Genomic DNA, 19,207 nt, shown 5'->3' with positions numbered 1-19,207 from the left:
CAGATGCTGCGCAGTATGACCGGATTCGGACAAGCTTTGCGTCAGGCGGGCGGGTACGGAATCCAGTTGGAGCTCAAGTCCGTCAACCATCGTTTTCTGGAAACTGTAGTCCGTATTCCCCGGCAGTGGAGCTATATGGAAGAGCGCTTGAAGAAGCTGATTCAGGGGAAGATTACTCGCGGCCGGCTGGAATTGTCCATTCTTATGGAGCGGGATTCCGCATCCGTTCAGAAGGCGGAGATCAACTGGCCTCTTGCAGATGCCTATTTGGCCGCATCGCGGCAATTGGCGGACAAATATTCGCTGGATGGGAAGCTCGCGATCCAGGACCTGCTGTCCATTCCCGATCTGCTGGCTTTCAAGGAAGACGCCGACGAAATTCATCTGGTCGAGGAGGCCATGACGGATGCTCTTCAGGAAGCGCTGGAGCAGCTTGCTGCTATGAGAGAAACAGAAGGGGCTCATTTGCATGCGGATATTAAAGAGCGATTACTGAGCTTAAGAAGACGGGTTGCGCTTCTTGAGGAATTGGCGCCTGCAGTCGTTGACGATTATCATCGCAAGTTAAAGCAGCGACTGAGCACTTTATTAGAGGATCGTTCGATAGATGAACAAAGATTGGCTTTGGAAGTGGCATTAATCGCGGATAAAGCCGATATTATGGAAGAAATCACCAGATTGAAGAGTCATTTCGATCATTTCGATCGTATAGGAGAAGGGTCGGAACCTGCCGGCCGCAAGCTGGATTTCTTACTGCAGGAAATGAACAGGGAAGCCAATACGATTGGCTCCAAAGCGAATTCGGCGGAAATTGCCGCACTCGTTGTAGAAATGAAGGCGGAAATGGAGAAAATCCGCGAGCAGGTTCAGAATTTAGAATAGAGATATGCTGCTTGTCACACTCGTTTAAATAGATATCCGGAAGGCATAGCGCTTATGGCGATTAGCATAATTGAAAAGCCGGCTCCCCCGGCAGAGGGAATAGCTTTATAAGAGGGTTATCATTGCCGGGTTTACTTGAAATATAAGAAAATATAAGTTTCACCTTATACCTGTTCTTATAATTCATCGGTAAACGCGCCTGTCCAAAGGACGGCGATAGCCGTTTATCCTTGCGGCGCAGGGGGCACGAACCGCTTTTTCAACGGTTGATATGCTTTGTTTTCTTGTTGACGAACCCAGACAGACGTTTGAGAAGGCGATGTCAGGGCAAAACTTTTGGGAGGAACAGAATGGCTATTAAACTTATTAATATCGGGTTCGGCAATATTGTTTCCGCCAACCGGATCATATCGATCGTCAGTCCGGAATCTGCACCCATTAAAAGAATAATACAGGAGGCGCGGGACCGTCATATGCTGATAGACGCTACTTATGGAAGGCGTACCCGGGCAGTTATTATTACGGATAGCGATCACGTCATCTTGTCTGCAGTTCAGCCGGAAACGGTGGCCCACCGACTCTCCAACAAGGAAGATGATCATGACGAATAAGGAATGTCAGTGGGGAGGCGAAGAAAGAGGGATTCTCATTGTTCTTTCCGGACCTTCCGGGGTAGGGAAGGGGACGGTTTGCTCTGCTCTTCGCTCCATGTCCAAAGACCTCGTTTATTCAGTTTCCGCTACCACGAGGCTTCCTCGGGAAGGCGAAATCGACGGGGTCAATTACTTTTTTAAGACCCGGGAGCAATTTCTGTCCATGATTGATAATGAGGAGCTTCTGGAGTGGGCGGAATATGTGGGCAATTATTATGGAACGCCTAAAGCATTTGTAGAACAGACTTTGGCATCCGGCAAAGATATCATTCTGGAGATTGAGGTGCAGGGAGCGCTTAAGGTGAAAGAGAAGTTCCCGGAAGGCGTCTTTATCTTCCTGCTTCCTCCTTCGATAGACGAACTGCAGAACCGCATTACAAACCGGGGCACCGAATCGGAGGAGACGATCCGTAAGCGGATGACGGCGGCAGTGGAGGAGATCAGCTTATCCGAGCATTATGATTACATCATTGTCAACGATAAGGTCGAAGCGGCCTGCAACCGTATCCGCTCAATTATGGTCGCCGAACACTGCAAGAAAGAGCGGTATCTTCCCAAAATAAAAAAATGGATCGAAGAGGTGCTGTAAATGCTATATCCATCTATCGATAAGCTGTTAACCAAAGTAGACAGTAAATATTCCCTGGTGGTGGCCGCGGCCAAGCGGGCCAGAATGCTGAGGGAGGGGGCCGTCTCGGAGCTGGAGAATCCCAAATCACACAAGCCGGTAGGAGTCGCCCTGGAAGAATTATATGCCGATTATATTTATTACGAGAAACTAGATCATAAGAACGAATAACGGCATCTTCTGCCTGCAATGCTTGAACAACCCTTCGAGGTTGTTATTTTTTTCTGCAAGCATGGGTGTGAGGTCGAAATTCTATAGAGTGACGGAGCTTAGAGGATGGTTTAAACGCCAACCCCGGTAGGGTGCGGACAGAATATGCTTCGGAGGCGGCACGTCACTTTTTGGGTGCTTATTTTAAAAAATTATAAGTTTCGCCATATACCTGTTCTTAAATTTCATCGGTAAACGCGCCTGTCCAAAGGACGGCGACGGCCGTTTATCCTTGCTGCCTGGAATGCCTAGATAATGTTTATGACGAAGGAAGCTTGTCTGGTTTGCCGGATTATAATGGACGTGGAGAAAGGATGAGAAGCATGATTTTGAAAGGGAAATCGATTCTGCTGGGCGTAAGCGGCGGGATTGCTGTCTACAAAGCGGTATCGCTGTGCAGCAAGCTCGCGCAGGCTGGGGCCGATGTCAGAGTGATCATGACCGAATCGGCTGTGAAGTTTGTAGCGCCGTTAACGTTTCAGACTCTTTCCAGGCATCATGTCATGACGGATACGTTCGAGGAGAAGGACCCGTCCGTTGTTTCCCATATCGATTTGGCCGATCATGCGGATTTGGTCGTTATCGCTCCCGCTACGGCCAATATATTAGCCAAGATGGCACTGGGCATCGGGGACGATATGTTAAGCACGACACTGTTGGCTACGACGGCCCCCATTCTTGCCGCCCCCGCGATGAATGTACATATGTACGAGCACCCGGCGGTGCTTAACAATATGGAAACCCTTCGAGAACGGGGGGTACGCTTTATCGAGCCCGGAGAAGGCCAGTTAGCATGCGGCTATGTGGGCAAAGGCCGTTTGGCGGAGCCGGAGCAGATTTATGAAGCGATCGTTGCTATGCTGCAGCCGGATCTTCCCCTGCAGGGCAAGAAGGTGCTGGTGACGGCCGGCGGGACAGTGGAGAGGCTGGATCCGGTTCGTTACCTGTCGAACGATTCCTCCGGCAAGATGGGCTATGCTGTTGCCGAAGAGGCCCGGGGGATGGGGGCGGAGGTCGTTCTGATCAGCGCACCTTCCTCTCTGCCCAGACCGGAAGGAGTGGAGTTCGTTCCGGTTGTTTCCGCATTGGATATGCTATCGGCTGTTATGGAAAGGCTGAATGACGTCGATATTGTTATCAAGGCGGCCGCTGTGGCCGATTATCGTCCGGCTGAAGCCTCCCCCGTCAAGATCAAGAAGAAAGACGAGGAAATGACCATCCGGCTGGTCAAAAATCCGGATATTCTGCAACAAATCGGAGAGCGGAAAACCAAGCAGTACGTCATCGGCTTCGCCGCGGAAACGAATGATCTGGAGGCGAACGGTCTGGACAAGCTGCGTCGCAAAAACTGCGATTTGATGGTGGCCAACGATGTCACTCTCGAAGGAGCCGGCTTCGGTACGGATACGAACATCGTTACTCTGCTGGACAAGGACGGGAATGTGGAGCGGCTGCCGATTCTGTCCAAGCGCGAGGTCGCCCGGCATCTGCTGAAGCTCGCGGCGGAACGCCTCCCATCTGCGGGAGGGAAGCGTTAAATGTATGCCAAGGTTATTGTCGATGTGCCCTCCCGGCAGACGAACCGCCCTTATGACTATTTCGTTCCCCCTGCGCTGATTCCGTGGGTGGAAGTAGGCAGCAGGGTAGGTGTTCCATTCGGCAATCGCACGGTTCAGGGCTTTGTCGTCGACTTGACGAAACGGCCCGACGTGGCCGCCGGCAAACTGAAGGATATTGCGGGTGTTCTGGATGCCCACCCTCCGCTGACTCCGGAGCTGGTGGAGCTGGGGCGCTGGATCAGCCGCACCTATCTATGCCATGAAATTACCGCGCTGCAAGCGATGATTCCGGGTGCACTGAAAGCGAAATACGAGCGGCTGGTACGGCTGGAACCGTATGAGGAGTCGGAGCTGGCTTTTCTTGTTCCACGGCAGCTCGAGTTGATCCGGTATTTGGAAGCGAAGGGCAGTGTGCCGCTGGATGACCTCATCCAACGCTATCCGGGAGAGGGAGAATGGATCAAGGAGCAGATACGCAAAGGCCGGTTCAGCGAGACGAATTCGATTCGCGACCGGGTCGGCCGGAAGAAGCTGCTTACAGTATATCCTCCCGAACCGCCGGAGCTGCTGGAGCAGTATGCGGGAGAGCTTCCGGCCAGGGCGGCCCGGCAGAAGGATGTGCTCGACTATCTGCGAAGCAACCCGCATCCGGTGCCGCTCGCGGAATTGACCAAGAAGCTCGGGGTCGGGGCCGGCACGGTCAAAGGATTGGCGGATAAAGGCTGGATCTCGATCCGGGAGGTGGAAGTATTCCGCGACCCCTATGCGGACAGGGACTTCCGGCGGACGGCCCCGCTGCCTCTCACACCGGAACAGGAGAAGGTGTTCGGCTCGATCTCGCGTTCCCTGACGAACTCTGTTCACCGGGTATTTCTGCTGCATGGGGTTACCGGAAGCGGCAAGACGGAAGTCTATTTGCAGTCCATTCAGCAGTGCCTTGACCTCGGCAGGGAAGCCATCGTGCTCGTTCCGGAGATTTCTCTGACTCCCCAGATGGTGGAGAGGTTCAAGGGAAGGTTTGGCGATCAGGTGGCCGTTCTGCACAGCCGTCTGTCACAAGGAGAAAGATATGATGAGTGGCGCAAAATTACGCTTGGTCAAGTGAAGGTGGCCATCGGTGCGCGCTCTGCGGTTTTTGCCCCTTTCACCAGACTTGGCTTGATCATTCTCGATGAGGAGCACGAATCGAGCTATAAGCAGGAAGACAGTCCCAAGTATCATGCACGGGAAGTGGCCATTCGTAGGGCCCGTTATTTCGGTGCGGCGGTGGTGCTGGGTTCCGCCACCCCTTCGCTCGAGAGCTATGCGAGAGCGGCGGAAGAGAAGCCGGATCATCCGGATGCGGATGAGGAAGCCCTGGCGGCCAGCCGCAAGTATCGTCTGCTGGTCATGAAGGACCGGGTGGAAGGACGCCCCCTGCCTCCGGTGCATATTGTAGATATGAGAAGCGAACTCAAGGACGGCAATCGTTCCATGTTCAGCCGGCCGTTATACAACGCTATCGAACAGCGGCTGCAGCGCAAGGAACAGACGGTTCTGCTGCTTAACCGCAGAGGTTATTCCACTTTCGTCATGTGCCGCACTTGCGGATATACGCTAAGCTGCCCTCATTGCGATATTTCATTGACCTATCACCAAAGCTCGCAGGCGGTTCGCTGCCATTACTGCGGCTATGCCGAGAGGCAGGCCCAAGTTTGCCCTAATTGCGCAAGCGAGCATATCCGTTACTTCGGGACCGGAACCCAGCGGGTGGAGGAAGAGCTCGCCAAGCTGTTCCCTGGAATCCGCGTCATCCGGATGGATATTGATACGACCAGCGAGAAGGGAGCCCATGAGAAATGGCTGACCCAATTTGCCAACCAGCAGGCGGATGTCCTACTGGGCACGCAGATGGTAGCCAAAGGCCTTGACTTCCCCAACGTGACATTGGTAGGAGTGATTGCGGCGGATACGATGCTCAATCTGCCGGATTTCCGTGCGGCGGAAAGAACCTTCCAGCTGATGACTCAAGTGGCGGGCAGGGCAGGCCGGCATCATCTGCCCGGAGAAGTGTTCGTGCAGACATACACTCCCGAGCACTACAGCGTTCAATGTGCCAGTCGGCATGACTTTCATTCCTTCGTGCACACCGAGCTGGAGATGAGAAAGCTGAGGGATTATCCTCCGTACTGCCGGATGATCCTGGTGACATTGTCGCATGAGCAGATTCCTCTGCTCGTCAGAACGGCGGAAACGTTCGCCGCCCGGGTGAAGGAGATGGCCTCTGCGGAAGCGGCCCGTACCGGAGTCCTGTCGGATATGGAAGTATTGGGGCCGGTAGCCTCTCCCATTTCCCGCATCAAAGATAGATATCGGTTTCAATGTCTGATAAAATATCGGAAAGATACGTCTGTTTCCGAACGCGTCCGCGAAGCGGTCTCCTCCTTCGACGATCTGGTCAGGCAGGAACGGCTGCAAATCAGCGTGGATGTCGACCCGTATTTACTAATGTAGCGGGCGGATGGGCGAACATGATGTTTGAACTTGAATAAAGGATGGTGCTCCTATGGCATTGCGCATCATAGTTAAAGATCCGGATCCGGTACTGAGGGAAAAAGCTAAGCCGGTTCCCAAAATAACCCCGAACATACACAAATTGCTGGACGATATGGCCGAGACGATGTATGACGCCCAAGGGGTCGGTCTGGCTGCTCCCCAGGTCGGAATATTGAAGAGAGTCATCGTCATGGATGTCGGGGACGAGAACGGCTTGATCGAGCTGATCAATCCGGAAATTATTGAGAGAGAAGGAGAGCAGTTCGGACCGGAAGGGTGCTTGAGTATTCCGGGGCTGACCGGCGATGTTCGCCGCTCCCAGAGAGTAAAGGTGAAGGGGCTCAATCGGAACGGAGAGGAATTCGAGCTGGAAGGAACCGATTTGCTGGCCCGCTGCATCCAGCATGAGGTCGACCATTTGAATGGGGTCCTGTTCACCGATCTGGCTGAAAAGACGTACCGCAGCGAATCGGAAGAGGGGGATTGAGGCTGACTTGAATATCGTATTTATGGGGACGCCGGATTTCGCCGTCCCTTCTTTAAAGATGCTGCTGGAAAATAATTATCCGGTCAAGGCGGTGGTCACCCAGCCGGACCGGCCGAAGGGCCGCAAACGGGTGCTGACCGCTCCTCCGGTTAAGGAAGTTGCCCTGGCCCATGGGCTTCCCGTGCTGCAGCCGGAGCGAATCCGCGCGGCAGAGGCGGTCGGGCAGATTCGTGATCTCGAGCCGGACCTGATTGTAACGGCGGCCTATGGACAAATTGTGCCCAAATCGCTGCTGGAGCTCCCGCGGCATGGTTGTATTAATGTGCATGCCTCCTTGCTGCCCAAGTATCGCGGGGGAGCGCCGATTCAGCATGCGATTCTGCGGGGAGAGAAGGTAACGGGAGTCACCATTATGTATATGGCGGAGGGCCTGGATACCGGGGATATGATCAGCCGGGTGGAGGTTCCGATAGAAGATGAGGACACCGCCGGTACGTTATTCGATAAGCTTAGTCTGGCCGGAGCCGATCTGCTGAAGCGCACGCTTCCCGATCTGCTGGCCGGGCGCATTCAGGCTGTGCCCCAGGATCATGGACAGGCGACTCTGGCCCCGAATATCCGCAGAGAGGATGAGCGGATCGATTGGAGCCGTCCCGCTGCGGAATTGTACAATCAAATTCGCGGCCTGAATCCGATGCCCGGAGCGTTCACAACCTGGAACGGAGAGGTGCTCAAGATCTGGGCCAGCCGCAAGCCTGCCTCTGATGTGCAGGAGAAGCAATCGGCGGCCGCACCCGGGACTATACTTCAGGCTCTTCCGGAAGGGATTGAGGTGGCTACCGGCCAGGGAAGCCTGTGGCTGACGGTCATTCAGCCCGCAGGCAAGAAGGCGATGGAAGTCGCTCAGGTGTTAAGGGGAACACAACTGCTACCCGGCACCGTTCTGGGCGAATGATAATAAAAGGAGGCGTCGCGGGTGAAACCAACCCATCCTGCCCATGCAAAGCCAACCGCCCGTGAGCTCGCTCTGGATATCCTTACACGCGTAGACCGGGAAAGGGCCTACAGCAATCTGCTGCTCAACCAGATGCTGCGCAAACATAAGCCGGACCGCCTGGAGGCTTCCTTTGCGACAGAGCTTGTCTACGGGACTATCCAGCACCGGTCTACGATTGATTACTTCCTCGGGCAATTTGTCAGCAAAGGGCTGGACAAGCTGGAGCCGTGGGTGCGGAATTTGTTGAGAGTCAGCTTCTATCAGCTGTATTATCTGGACCGTGTCCCATCGCATGCTATCGTTAACGAGGCGGTCAACCTAGCCAAGAAAAAAGGCCACAGAGGCATTTCCGGGATGGTTAACGGCGTATTGAGGAATGTTCTGCGCCAGGCGGACCGGCTTGTTCTCCCTGAGCTGGAGGACCCGGTTCGGCGGATTGCGCTTACGACCTCCCATCCCGAATGGATGGTGGCGCGCTGGGTGAAGCAGTATGGCGAAGAAACCGCCGAGAGGATATGTGAAGCCAACAATTCCGCTCCCAGCTCCAGCGTTCGCGTCCAGAGCCTGCGCAGCAGCCGGGACCAAATGGTGGAGCGGTTGAGGGAGGCTGGGGTGAAGGCTGAGCCATCGCGGCTGGCCGGCGACGGCATTGTAGTAGAGCAAGCCGGAAATATGGCCGATACCGAATGGTATAGAAGCGGCCAATTGACCATCCAGGACGAGAGCTCCATGCTCGTGGCGGATGCGGTGGCGCCTTCGCCGGGCATGAAGGTGCTGGATTGCTGCGCAGCCCCCGGCGGCAAAACGACCCATCTGGCGGAAAGAATGAACGACGATGGGGAAGTGATCGCCTGCGATGTTCATGAGCATAAAGAAAAGCTGATTCGTGAGCAGGCTGAGCGGCTGCAGCTTACCTGCATTCATACCGTCGTTACGGATGCGAGAAAGCTGAACGAACGTTTCCCGCCCGGCACATTCGACCGCATTCTGCTGGACGCTCCCTGCTCGGGACTGGGAGTGATCCGCCGCAAGCCGGATCTGAAATGGGCCAAAAGCGAGTCCGAGACCGATGCTGTAGCGCGGGTTCAGAAGGAGCTGCTGGAGGCGGTGCATCCGCTCTTGAAGCCGGGCGGAATTCTTGTCTACAGCACCTGCACGATCGAATATAATGAAAATGAAGGGCAGATCCGTTCCTTCCTGGAGCGTCATCCGGAATTTTCTGTGGCGGCATGGACGCCTTCCCAAGAGCCGTTGCACCTGCCGGAAAGCAGGTGGCGGGAAGGCATGCTGCAATTGCTTCCCCAAGATTATAACAGCGACGGTTTTTTTATTGCCCGACTGCAAAAAAAGGCCTGACCACTGCATACAAGTGTACCTGAATAAAGGTGCACTTGTTCTATCTCTATGTCTTGCGCCGTGTCATCCCCATTGCATTCCGACGGACGCAGTTCCGACTTTGATAAGGTGGTCCTTATCGCTGTAAGAACAGATCAGACAGCAAAAGTGTTTCCATCCCAACTTTTATGATAAAATAGACGGGATTAGCAACAATATTTGAAAAAACAGGTTGTGATCCTATAATGAAACCATTTGTATATGATTTAACATGGGAAGGCTGGCAGCAGTGGATGAAAGAGAACGGGCTTCCTTCCTTTCGCGCGGGTCAAATTTTTGACTGGCTGTATGTCAAGAGAGTAGTGTCCTTCGAGGCCATGACCAATCTTCCCAAATCCCTTCGGGAGAAGCTGGAAGAGGAATTCCAGTTTGTCACCTTGAAGGAGATTGCCCAGCAGAAATCCAAAGATGGCACGGTCAAGTTTCTGTTCGAGCTTGGGGATAAGCATGCTATCGAGACGGTTATTATGAAGCATAGTTACGGCAACAGTGTATGTGTGACCACGCAGGTAGGCTGCCGGATCGGATGTACCTTCTGTGCTTCCACCCTGGGCGGACTGAAGCGGAATCTCGCCCCGGGCGAGATCGTGGCGCAGATCGTCAAGGCGCAGCAGCTTCTGGATGCAGTCGGAGAAAGAGTGAGCAGCATCGTCATTATGGGAATCGGGGAACCGTTCGAAAATTATGATGCGATGATGACCTTCCTTCGCATCATGACCCATAATAAAGGCTTGAACATCGGACAGCGTCATATTACGGTATCGACCAGCGGCATTGTCCCCCATATTTACAGATTTGCCGATGAGGAGACACAAATCTGTCTCGCAATCTCTATCCACGCTCCGAATGATGCGCTGCGGTCCAAGCTAATGCCCGTCAATCGGCGGTATCCTTTCGCAGATTTGATCGAGGCCTGCAAATATTATGTGAACAAAACGGGCAGGAGGCTGACTTTCGAATATGCTCTGATGGGCGGGGTCAACGATCAGCCGGAGCATGCGGAGGAATTGGCACAGGTTCTGCAGGAAATCCCGCTTTGCCATGTCAATCTCATTCCCGTTAACCATGTCGTGGAGCGTAAATTTGTCCGCACGCCGCGGGAAGACATCTTTGCATTCCAGCGCATTCTGGAGAAGCATAAGATCAACACAACGATTCGCAGGGAGCAGGGAAGCGATATTGCTGCCGCTTGCGGACAGCTTCGCGCGAAGCATTTGGAGACCAGTAAGAGGTGATGAAGAATGAGGATAGCTAACCGAAGCGATGTCGGCCGGATTCGGATGGTGAATGAAGATCGCGCCGCGGTGATGGCCGATTGTAACGGTTATGCGCTGGCGGTTGTCGCTGATGGCATGGGCGGTCATAAAGCCGGCGATATCGCCAGTCAGTTGGCCATTGAGACCATTCAGGAATCTCTCGTCCGTACTCTGCAGCCGGGGTCGGGCCCCGAGGAATGCGGGCAAACGGTCAAAAAAGCCGTGCTTGAGGCCAATCGCACGATTTTCGAAGCGGCATCGCGAACGGTGGAATACAGCGGTATGGGAACGACAGCCATCGTTACGCTGGCCGACCGGGAGCGCCTGATTCTGGGGCATATCGGCGACAGCCGTGCGTATTTGCTGCAGGGCGGTCATTTCCGGCAATTGACCGAGGACCATTCGCTGGTCAACGTCCTGATCAGAACGGGCCAAATTACGGAGGAGGAAGCCGAGCGGCATCCGCGCAGAAATATTTTGATGAGGGCGCTTGGGACCGAGCTTGAGGTGGATGTGGACATTATTCAGACGGAATGGTCCGACGGAGATATTGTCCTGATCTGTACGGACGGATTGAGCGGAGCCGTGCCCAAGGAGGAGCTTGAACTCGTTCTGAAATCGGATGCCGATTTGGACGGGAAGGCTGACCGCTTAGTTCATAAGGCGCTGGAAGCCGGCGGAGACGATAATATTACCGTGGTTCTGATGGCCAACGACCCCAATCCTTCGGGGGAAGCGAGGTGATTGAGAAGTGACAGGTCAGATACTCGGTGGGAGATATGAAATCCTAGAGAGAGTGGGCGGGGGTGGAATGGCGCTCGTCTACAAAGCCCATGATCTGCTGCTCAATCGCCATGTAGCCGTTAAAGTTCTTCGCCAGCAGTATATTCACGATGAAGAGTTCATCCATCGCTTCGGCCGGGAAGCGCAGTCGGCAGCGGCCCTGTCTCATCCTAACATCGTCAGCATTTATGATGTCGGGCAGGATGAGGACGTCCACTACATCGTTATGGAATATGTGGAAGGGATGACGCTGAATGATCTGATTAAGCAGAAAGCTCCGCTTCAGGTTGAGGAAGCCGTTCACATCGCTTCCCAGATTTGCGATGCTCTGGACCATGCTCATGCGAATGAAATTATTCATAGAGATATTAAACCCCATAACATTCTGATGGGAAAGAACGGCCGGGTGAAGGTAACCGACTTCGGAATTGCCCGGGCAGGAACTTCGTCGAGTATTACCCAAACCGGGTCCGTCGTCGGATCAGTTCATTATTTCTCTCCTGAGCATGCCAAGGGGATTGCTGCCGGGGCGAAGTCCGATTTGTATTCGCTTGGCATAGTATTGTACCAGATGCTGACGGGGAAGCTTCCATTTCTCGCGGACAGTCCGATCAGCGTGGCGCTTAAGCATCTGCAGGAGAACGTGGAAGAGCCGCGCAAGGTGAATCCTCTCATCCCGCAAAGCGTGGAGAATATCATTCTGAAGGCGATGCGCAAAAAGCCGGAGCAGCGCTATCAATCGGCGGTGGAGATGCTGAGCGATCTCGAGACATGCCTGCTTCCGGAGCGGAGGAACGAACCGAAGCTGGACGATCCCGACATGGATGACGGTGACGATGACGAGAAGACCAAGGTAGTGCCGGCGATCCGTTCCGACCGTTTCGAAGAGGATTCCGAGCCGGAGGGCAAGAAGCGCAGAAGGGCTGCCCCCTGGATATGGACGATTGTCTTCCTGGTCGTGGTCGGGGGATTGCTGGCAGGGATTTACTATGTGAAGGCGCAGTTTGCCGTCAAGGAAGTTCTCGTACCGGATGTAGTAGGCGAGCACGTAGAAAAAGCCGAGGCAATGTTGGTAGAGGCCTCCCTCACTCCAAAGATTACTTACGAAAACAGCGATACGATAGAGAAGGACCATGTCATTGACCAGAGCCACAAAAATATGAAGCTGGTCGAAGGAAGTGAAGTCACGCTTACCGTAAGCCACGGGGTTGAATTGAAGACCTTGGACGATTACGTCGGCAAGAAGTGGAAGGACGTGCAGAAGACGCTGAAGGAGATGGGTATTGACGATTCGCAGATTGATGTAACCACCAGGTATGACGATCAGCCGGAGGACACCATTCTGGAGCAGTCCCCGAAGCCGGACGAGGAGTTTGACCCGGCCAAGGTAGAGATCAAGATCGTAGTCAGCTTGGGCAAGGAAAAGCACAAGATGCCTGATTTAACCGGAAAAACAGTAGAAGAGGCAGATGCCATTCTGCTCCAGAAGAACCTGAGCAGGGTGAAAGGGAAGGAAGGAATTACCGAGCAGCATACCTTCCTGCAGCCTAAGGGGAAAATATTCGATCAATGGCCCTACAAGCCTGGGCAGGAGGTCGAATCGGGAACGAACAACATTATTTATTATGTCAGCGCAGGCCCTCCGGAGGATGCGGGACAGATGCTCGTCACCCTGCCGGAGCTTAAGCCGGAAGAAGAGGGCAGTGCGTCGTCGTTCAGGATCGTTATTACCGATGCCCAATATGAGAATTACGAATACCGGACCTTCGATATAACGAAGCCGGAACTGCTGAATGTTCCGGTGATCGTGACCAAGGAGCGGAATGCGGTCATTAAGATGTTCCGCAACGACCAGCACTATGACACGAAGACGGTCACCTATAACGACTATCTGCAGCAGAAGGAAGGGATGAAGCTCAATCAGGCCAGCCCGACTCCTACTCCCGATCCTGCCGGCGATCAATCCGCTGCGGCGACACCGCAGCCGAACGAATCCGCCAATCCGCCGGAACAAGGAGGGCAATGAGGATGCCGCAAGGGATGATTGTCAAGGCGCTGAGCGGCTACTATTATGTGCTGCCGGACGGTCAGGCCCGCGAGGGCGACCGGATCCAATGCCGGGCAAGGGGGATCTTCAAGAAGAGGAATATAAGCCCTCTTGTCGGGGATCGGGTCGTGTACGGGCTGACGGAGAACGGGGAAGGAACGATAGACGAAATCCTCCCCCGTTCCACGGAATTGATCCGACCGCCGGTAGCCAATGTGGAACTGGCCATTCTTGTTTTCTCTGTGGCCGAGCCCGCCATCAGCTTGCCGCTATTGGATAAATTTCTGGTTCATACGGAAAGTGCCGGACTGGAGACGGTGCTTGTGTTCACCAAGCACGATTTGCTTGCGGCCGGCACGGTTCATTCCTATTCGGGCTTCGGCGATATTCGAAGCCTGTACGAATCGATCGGCTATCCGATCGTGACGACCAGCGCGCTGGCCGGGTCCGGCCTGGAGGAGATCCGCACCCGCCTGCAGGGGAGGATCAGCGTCTTCGCCGGGCAGTCGGGTGTGGGCAAGTCCTCGCTGCTTAATGCGCTCGAGCCGGAGCTTCGTCTGGAGACGAGTGAAATCAGCCACAGATTGGGAAGAGGCCGGCATACTACCCGCCACGTGGAGCTGATTGCACTGGAGCCGGATGGCTGGGTAGCGGATACTCCCGGCTTCAGCCAGCTTGATTTCATGAATGTGGAAGCGGAGCAATTGGCGGATTGCTTCCGGGAATTCCGCAGCTATTCCGAAGGCTGCCGGTTCCGGGGCTGCTTGCACCAGCATGAACCGGGCTGCAAAGTCCGCGAGGCGGTCGATGCTGATGAAATCGCTTCTACGCGATACAATCATTACCTGACTTTCCTTACGGAAATCAGGGACAAAAAACGGAGGTATTGATGTTGGGGAAGCTGCGAATTGCACCATCCATTCTCTCCGCCGATTTCGGCCGGCTGGCAGAGGATATCGACATAGTGGAAAAGGGAGGGGCAGACTGGATTCATGTGGATGTGATGGACGGGCACTTCGTTCCTAATCTGACGCTCGGTCCCCTCATTGTGGAAGCGATCCGTCCGGGCACCTCTCTGCCGTTGGACGTCCATCTGATGATCGAGAAGCCGGAGCGCTACATTTCCGCCTTCGCCAAAGCGGGGGCGGATTACATAACCGTCCATGCCGAAACCTGTCCGCACCTCCACCGCACTCTTCATATGATCAAGGAGGAAGGGGCCAAAGCGGGAATCGCGCTGAATCCGGCCACTCCGCTGTCTGTTCTGGACCATGTTCTGGAGGAAGCGGACCTTATATTGATTATGACGGTCAACCCCGGCTTCGGCGGACAGCGCTTTATTCATTCCATGCTGCCCAAAATCAGTGAATTACGCCGCAGGATTGAACGGACCGGACGGGAGATCGCCCTCGAAGTCGACGGGGGGATCAACGAGGAAACGGCGCCGCTAGTGACTGAAGCGGGAGCCGACGTGCTGGTGGCCGGCAGCGCGGTATTCGGGATGCCGGACCGCGCCGCGGCGATCCGCCGCATTCGTTCGGCAGGGGAGCGTTAACGATGCGAAAATTGCTGCTGTTTCTGCTCAGTCTGGCTGCCGGTTGCTTAATGTCGGTTTTTGTCTTTATGTCCGGGTTTTATAAGCATTTTTTCTCGCTCGGTGCTGTCCTGATCGGGATTTATGTCTTTAAATCCTATGAAACGAAGGGGCCGAAGATAGCCTTTATTTTGTTGACATTGGTATTTTCCTTCCTGCTGCCTCCTACCTACGTATTATTTGCTTATGCCAACGGATGGTATGTCCCGCCGCAATTTTTGGAAGGGGTACAGTGAAACAGCAGGAATCATGAGTCGAATAGCGGAATATACTGGGTTACAGAAGCCGGGTGGCTTTTGTAACCCCTTTTTATGCCCATTCGGAAGCTAAGCTGATGGCGGGCGAAGAGGAGTCTCTATTCGGATGGCTGTAAAAAGCATGAGTATGACCGGGGTCCCCGAAATTTGATTGACCGACGGGCTGTCGTCTATTGAATACCCGGCGAAGCCGTTATCCTCGCAGCGGGACACAAAAAAAACTGGAGCACTCAGGTTCGGCCAGGCACTTTTTGTCGTAGGCGGAATATAGTAATAGTAATGATTAGGCACAAGGAAGACGGGGATGGAAGCGGGCGGTGCCGTAAGAAGGATCGTTTCGAAGCCGTTTCGGTGACAAACTGGTTAGGAGGGGTAGGAATGAAATTTTATACGATCAAACTCCCGAAGTTTTTAGGAGGGTTTGTCAAAGCAATCCTGAATACTTTCAGCAAAAATTAATCATACCTTCTTTCGGGCGAAAAAAAAAGCACCTCGTAAAAAGGTGCTTTTTGTCTATTAGAGCTTATTGATTATACGCGGGTAACTTTGCCGGATTTCAACGCGCGCGTGCTGACATAGACACGCTTCGGCTTGCCGTCCACGAGGATTCTTACTTTCTGCACGTTAACTCCCCAGGTACGTTTGGTTTTGTTATTGGCATGGGATACATGATGTCCCGATTTCGGCGATTTACCAGTAATGAAGCATTTGCGAGCCATGATTCCACCTCCTCTGACGCCTTCAAACAACGTCCACAATCATCAATCTCGTTAGATGAACATACTACAATATGATAGCATAGCAGAAAGTTGTCAGTCAACGGCAGAAAAACGCCGATTTGCATTTATTTCTTGTATTTATTATAGTACAATGAGACTTAGTCCCTAATATTTTCGGAAAAGGGTGGTTCACATGCCAATTAAAGTAGCTAACGAATACGGCAGCATTAATGTAGATGATCAAGTAATTGCCGTCATAGCGGGTTCCGCTGCTCTGGACTGCTATGGTCTCGTCGGCATGGCTTCCCGCAAGCAGTTGAAGGATGGTATCTCCGAGCTGTTGGGCCAGGAGAATTTAAGTCGAGGCGTGGAAGTGAGACGGGATCAGGACGAACTGCAAATTGACTTGTACATTATTGTCAGCTATGGAACTAAAATATCGGAAGTCGCTCATAACGTCCAGAACCGGGTGAAGTATGTGCTGAACGATATTGTGGGGCTTCAGGTTAATCATATTAATATATTTGTACAGGGAGTTCGTGTAACCCGCTAGCCCAGGAAGGAGAATTTGTTTGAGTAAGCGCTTTAATTTTCTAGACGGTACGGATTTTATTCATATGATGAGGTCCGGAGCTGCGCGGCTGCAGAGCAATGTCAGCATGGTAAACGCACTCAATGTATTTCCTGTGCCGGACGGCGATACCGGCACCAATATGAATTTAACGATGTCATCGGGCATCGAAGAGCTGCAGAGAAGGAAGAGCGATCATGTCGGCAAGTCGGCCGAGGCCCTTTCCAAAGGCTTGCTGATGGGGGCGCGCGGGAATTCCGGCGTCATCCTCTCCCAGCTTTTTCGCGGATTCGGCAAGTCGGTTCACGATCTGGACACGGTTAACGCACAGCAGTTCGCCCAGGCTCTCCAGCAAGGGGTGGATACCGCTTATCAGGCGGTGGTCAAGCCTGTGGAAGGCACGGTCCTGACCGTAGCCCGTGAAGCAGCCAAACATGCCTTGTCTTATGCACGGAGGACCGATGATCTGGCAGATTTGATGCGAGAAGTGCTGAACAAGGCGGAGGAGACGCTGAACCGGACTCCGGACATGCTCCCGGTGCTTAAACAGGTGGGAGTTGTAGATGCCGGGGGCAAAGGTCTCGTTTTGATCTATGAGGGAATGCTTGCCGCTCTTACCGGGGATTTCGATTACGATGCGGAACCCGAAGCGAGGGACAAGGCTGTTCAGCCTGCAGGACAATCGCTGCACGAGGCGGCTAATGCCCAGTCGAAGCTGGCCACGGAAGACATTGAGTTTGGTTACTGTACCGAATTCATGGTCAATCTTGTGCCGGGGAAGGTTCCCGGGTATCAGTTTGAGGAGAGCAAATTCCGCCGGGATCTGGAGAAATTCGGGGATTCCCTGCTCGTTGTGGCCGATGACGATCTGGTCAAAATTCATATTCATGCCGAATATCCGGGAGAAGTAATGAATTACGCCATGAATTACGGCGATCTGACCCGGATTAAAATTGAGAATATGCGCGAACAGCATTCCCATCTCCTTCACGCTGACGAATCCGACACGACCTATGCTTCGCCTAAAGCCGAAGAAGAGGAGAGACCCGCGGAAGAAGAAGTGGAGGCGGAAGAGCTCCGTCCATACGGTTTCGTCGCCGTATCCGTTGGGCAAGGAATATCCGACATCTTCGAAAGCTTGGGGGCGGATGAGATTATTGCCGGCGGCCAGACGATGAATCCGAGTACGGAGGATATCGTTCAAGCTATCCGGAAGGTGCCGGCGGAGACGGTATTTATTCTGCCCAACAATTCCAATATTGTGATGGCTGCCCAGCAGGCCAGAGACCTGGTGGAGGACAAGCAAGTCGTTGTGATACCATCGAAGACGATTCCGCAGGGAATGGCTGCGATGCTGGCCTTCCAGGAAAGAGCCGATGCCGATTCGAACGCGGCGGCGATGGAAGATGCCTTGAGTCGGGTCCGCTCAGGCCAGGTAACCCATGCGGTGCGTAATTCCTCCATAGACGGAATGGAGATTAACGAAGGGGATTTCCTCGGTATTCTCGATGGCAGAATTGTCAGCTCCAAGCCCGATCTGCTGGAAACCTGCAAGCAGCTGTTGGACGAGATGCTTAGCGAGGATGGAGAAATCGTCACGCTGTTGGCCGGAGAAGAGGCAACGGACGATTTGACATCCGCCATTCAAGCTTACTTGGAGGAAGCCTACCCGGAGGTGGAGATTGAAATTCATTCCGGGGGACAGCCGCTCTATTTCTATTTATTTTCCGTAGAGTAATGAACGTTTGATATCGATAAATGGGAAGGTGAACGGATTGAGTAAAGTTCGCATCGTAACAGACAGCACCGCGGATATTCCCGTCGAGGAGCGGGAGAGACTCGGAATAGAAATGGTGCCTCTCAAAGTGCATTTCGGGAATGAAACCTATGTGGATGCGGTGACGATCCAATCGCAGCAGTTTTATGAATTGCTGGCCCAATCGAATACCCTGCCTACGACTTCCCAGCCTTCGCCCGTCGATTTTCTCGACATGTACAAGAAAATATTGGCAGAAGACCCCGAAGCGCAAATTATTTCCATTCATCTGTCTTCCGCAATGAGCGGAACCTACCAGTCTGCGGTTCTGGCCAAGTCTCTGCTGGAGGAGCAGGCGGATATTACGATTATCGATTCGAAGTCCGCGTCCTACGGGTTCGGTCTGCTTGCTGTGGCGGCGGCAGAAGCGGCTCAGGCCGGCAAGAGCAAGGAGGACTGCCTGGAGTTAATCCGCAAGACGCGGGAAGGCACTGGCTTGTTCTTCCTGGTCGATACGCTGGAATATTTGCAGAAGGGCGGCCGAATCGGGAAAGCGGCGGCATTCCTGGGATCACTGTTAAATATCAAGCCGATTCTGTCGATCGATGATGAAGGAGAGGTTACTTCCATCGAGAAGGCCAGAGGACAGAAGAAGGCGATGGCCCGGATTATCGAACTGCTGAAGGAAAACGGATTTGCCGGGAAGGACGTGCGGGCGATTATTGCTCATGCCAACTCCCTGCCGGCGGCCGAGGAGTTGAGCTCGCTCATTCAAAGCCACTTCCAAGTGAAGCATTTGTCCTATACGTCGATTGGACCGGTCATTGGCACGCATGCGGGTCCGGGGACGGTAGCGGTATTCATGCTGCCGGTGTAGC

Annotated in this window: 20 protein-coding genes; 19 read left to right on the top strand and 1 reads right to left on the bottom strand. The window is 53.7% G+C overall.

The features are described from left to right. Positions 1-3: 3 nt before the first annotated feature. The 16 genes from ACTHRH_RS15525 to spoVM all read left to right on the top strand — a co-directional run bounded on the left by ACTHRH_RS15525 (position 4) and on the right by spoVM (position 15,742). A complete protein-coding gene (locus ACTHRH_RS15525; RefSeq protein WP_225312625.1) occupies positions 4-882 on the top strand; it encodes a YicC/YloC family endoribonuclease in 879 nt (292 codons plus the stop codon). 350 nt (positions 883-1,232) lie between these two features. After that, a complete protein-coding gene (gene remA / locus ACTHRH_RS15520; protein ID WP_023483007.1) occupies positions 1,233-1,493 on the top strand; it encodes an extracellular matrix/biofilm regulator RemA in 261 nt (86 codons plus the stop codon). After that, positions 1,483-2,124: a guanylate kinase gene (gmk, locus tag ACTHRH_RS15515; protein ID WP_144933551.1), complete on the top strand. Its 642-nt coding sequence runs from the start codon at positions 1,483-1,485 to the stop codon at positions 2,122-2,124. Before remA ends, gmk begins: the two co-directional genes overlap by 11 nt. Beyond that, positions 2,125-2,334 carry a DNA-directed RNA polymerase subunit omega gene (rpoZ, locus tag ACTHRH_RS15510; RefSeq protein ID WP_144933550.1) on the top strand — a complete coding sequence of 70 codons (210 nt, stop codon included), beginning with the start codon at positions 2,125-2,127 and terminating at the stop codon, positions 2,332-2,334. A gap of 365 nt (positions 2,335-2,699) precedes the next feature. Then, positions 2,700-3,911: a bifunctional phosphopantothenoylcysteine decarboxylase/phosphopantothenate--cysteine ligase CoaBC gene (gene coaBC, locus ACTHRH_RS15505; RefSeq protein ID WP_440416418.1), complete on the top strand. Its 1,212-nt coding sequence runs from the start codon at positions 2,700-2,702 to the stop codon at positions 3,909-3,911. Beyond that, a complete protein-coding gene (gene priA, locus ACTHRH_RS15500) occupies positions 3,912-6,425 on the top strand; it encodes a primosomal protein N' (RefSeq protein ID WP_144933549.1) in 2,514 nt (837 codons plus the stop codon). Positions 6,426-6,477: 52 nt separating this feature from the next. After that, positions 6,478-6,954, top strand: a complete 477-nt coding sequence (gene def / locus ACTHRH_RS15495) for a peptide deformylase (RefSeq protein WP_440416402.1) — start codon at positions 6,478-6,480, stop codon at positions 6,952-6,954. Positions 6,955-6,961: 7 nt separating this feature from the next. After that, complete coding sequence (fmt, locus tag ACTHRH_RS15490) at positions 6,962-7,909, top strand: methionyl-tRNA formyltransferase (RefSeq protein ID WP_144933547.1); 948 nt, start codon at positions 6,962-6,964, stop codon at positions 7,907-7,909. 21 nt (positions 7,910-7,930) lie between these two features. Beyond that, the gene (rsmB, locus tag ACTHRH_RS15485; protein ID WP_440416400.1) at positions 7,931-9,307 is read left to right on the top strand and encodes a 16S rRNA (cytosine(967)-C(5))-methyltransferase RsmB; all 1,377 of its coding nucleotides are present in this window, start codon (positions 7,931-7,933) and stop codon (positions 9,305-9,307) included. A 224-nt stretch (positions 9,308-9,531) separates the two neighbouring features. Further along, positions 9,532-10,581 carry a 23S rRNA (adenine(2503)-C(2))-methyltransferase RlmN gene (gene rlmN / locus ACTHRH_RS15480; protein ID WP_440416398.1) on the top strand — a complete coding sequence of 350 codons (1,050 nt, stop codon included), beginning with the start codon at positions 9,532-9,534 and terminating at the stop codon, positions 10,579-10,581. Positions 10,582-10,587: 6 nt separating this feature from the next. Next, positions 10,588-11,346, top strand: a complete 759-nt coding sequence (locus tag ACTHRH_RS15475) for a Stp1/IreP family PP2C-type Ser/Thr phosphatase (RefSeq protein ID WP_144933544.1) — start codon at positions 10,588-10,590, stop codon at positions 11,344-11,346. 7 nt (positions 11,347-11,353) lie between these two features. Then, positions 11,354-13,411, top strand: coding sequence for a Stk1 family PASTA domain-containing Ser/Thr kinase (gene pknB / locus ACTHRH_RS15470; RefSeq protein WP_440416396.1), 2,058 nt, complete (start codon positions 11,354-11,356; stop codon positions 13,409-13,411). Positions 13,412-13,413: 2 nt separating this feature from the next. Continuing rightward, positions 13,414-14,322 (top strand): ribosome small subunit-dependent GTPase A, encoded by a 909-nt coding sequence (rsgA, locus tag ACTHRH_RS15465; protein ID WP_440416394.1) that lies wholly within the window; start codon positions 13,414-13,416, stop codon positions 14,320-14,322. Next, a complete protein-coding gene (rpe, locus tag ACTHRH_RS15460; RefSeq protein WP_144933541.1) occupies positions 14,322-14,987 on the top strand; it encodes a ribulose-phosphate 3-epimerase in 666 nt (221 codons plus the stop codon). Before rsgA ends, rpe begins: the two co-directional genes overlap by 1 nt. A gap of 2 nt (positions 14,988-14,989) precedes the next feature. Then, complete coding sequence (locus ACTHRH_RS15455; protein WP_144933540.1) at positions 14,990-15,262, top strand: hypothetical protein; 273 nt, start codon at positions 14,990-14,992, stop codon at positions 15,260-15,262. 399 nt (positions 15,263-15,661) lie between these two features. Next, positions 15,662-15,742, top strand: a complete 81-nt coding sequence (gene spoVM, locus ACTHRH_RS15450) for a stage V sporulation protein SpoVM (protein ID WP_010269764.1) — start codon at positions 15,662-15,664, stop codon at positions 15,740-15,742. A 71-nt stretch (positions 15,743-15,813) separates the two neighbouring features. Here the strand turns inward: spoVM and rpmB are convergent, their stop codons facing one another. Continuing rightward, positions 15,814-16,002 (bottom strand): 50S ribosomal protein L28, encoded by a 189-nt coding sequence (gene rpmB / locus ACTHRH_RS15445; RefSeq protein ID WP_144933539.1) that lies wholly within the window; start codon positions 16,000-16,002, stop codon positions 15,814-15,816. A 193-nt stretch (positions 16,003-16,195) separates the two neighbouring features. Between rpmB and ACTHRH_RS15440 the strand changes: the two genes are divergently transcribed. The 3 genes from ACTHRH_RS15440 to ACTHRH_RS15430 are packed head-to-tail and all read left to right on the top strand — an operon-like array spanning position 16,196 to position 19,206. Beyond that, positions 16,196-16,555, top strand: a complete 360-nt coding sequence (locus ACTHRH_RS15440; RefSeq protein ID WP_144933538.1) for an Asp23/Gls24 family envelope stress response protein — start codon at positions 16,196-16,198, stop codon at positions 16,553-16,555. A 19-nt stretch (positions 16,556-16,574) separates the two neighbouring features. Next, complete coding sequence (locus ACTHRH_RS15435; RefSeq protein ID WP_144933537.1) at positions 16,575-18,311, top strand: DAK2 domain-containing protein; 1,737 nt, start codon at positions 16,575-16,577, stop codon at positions 18,309-18,311. A 37-nt stretch (positions 18,312-18,348) separates the two neighbouring features. Beyond that, positions 18,349-19,206 carry a DegV family protein gene (locus ACTHRH_RS15430; protein WP_379285368.1) on the top strand — a complete coding sequence of 286 codons (858 nt, stop codon included), beginning with the start codon at positions 18,349-18,351 and terminating at the stop codon, positions 19,204-19,206. Position 19,207 lies beyond the last annotated feature (1 nt).

The sequence above is a fragment of the Paenibacillus sp. SAFN-117 genome (assembly GCF_051966115.1).
Classification (GTDB): domain Bacteria; phylum Bacillota; class Bacilli; order Paenibacillales; family NBRC-103111; genus Paenibacillus_L; species Paenibacillus_L residui.
The sequence above is the reverse complement of the archived record's forward strand: the minus strand, read 5'-3'. Positions and strand labels throughout refer to the sequence as shown.

What these genes read in the sequence shown, in the direction of transcription:
- ACTHRH_RS15525 (WP_225312625.1), top strand. Translation starts at nt 4, where the DNA reads ATGCTGCGCAGTATGACCGGATTCGGACAAGCTTTGCGTCAGGCGGGC.
- remA (WP_023483007.1), top strand. Translation starts at nt 1,233, where the DNA reads ATGGCTATTAAACTTATTAATATCGGGTTCGGCAATATTGTTTCCGCC.
- gmk (WP_144933551.1), top strand. Translation starts at nt 1,483, where the DNA reads ATGACGAATAAGGAATGTCAGTGGGGAGGCGAAGAAAGAGGGATTCTC.
- rpoZ (WP_144933550.1), top strand. Translation starts at nt 2,125, where the DNA reads ATGCTATATCCATCTATCGATAAGCTGTTAACCAAAGTAGACAGTAAA.
- priA (WP_144933549.1), top strand. Translation starts at nt 3,912, where the DNA reads ATGTATGCCAAGGTTATTGTCGATGTGCCCTCCCGGCAGACGAACCGC.
- def (WP_440416402.1), top strand. Translation starts at nt 6,478, where the DNA reads ATGGCATTGCGCATCATAGTTAAAGATCCGGATCCGGTACTGAGGGAA.
- rlmN (WP_440416398.1), top strand. Translation starts at nt 9,532, where the DNA reads ATGAAACCATTTGTATATGATTTAACATGGGAAGGCTGGCAGCAGTGG.
- ACTHRH_RS15475 (WP_144933544.1), top strand. Translation starts at nt 10,588, where the DNA reads ATGAGGATAGCTAACCGAAGCGATGTCGGCCGGATTCGGATGGTGAAT.
- rsgA (WP_440416394.1), top strand. Translation starts at nt 13,414, where the DNA reads ATGCCGCAAGGGATGATTGTCAAGGCGCTGAGCGGCTACTATTATGTG.
- rpe (WP_144933541.1), top strand. Translation starts at nt 14,322, where the DNA reads ATGTTGGGGAAGCTGCGAATTGCACCATCCATTCTCTCCGCCGATTTC.
- ACTHRH_RS15455 (WP_144933540.1), top strand. Translation starts at nt 14,990, where the DNA reads ATGCGAAAATTGCTGCTGTTTCTGCTCAGTCTGGCTGCCGGTTGCTTA.
- spoVM (WP_010269764.1), top strand. Translation starts at nt 15,662, where the DNA reads ATGAAATTTTATACGATCAAACTCCCGAAGTTTTTAGGAGGGTTTGTC.
- rpmB (WP_144933539.1), bottom strand. Translation starts at nt 16,002, where the DNA reads ATGGCTCGCAAATGCTTCATTACTGGTAAATCGCCGAAATCGGGACAT.
- ACTHRH_RS15440 (WP_144933538.1), top strand. Translation starts at nt 16,196, where the DNA reads ATGCCAATTAAAGTAGCTAACGAATACGGCAGCATTAATGTAGATGAT.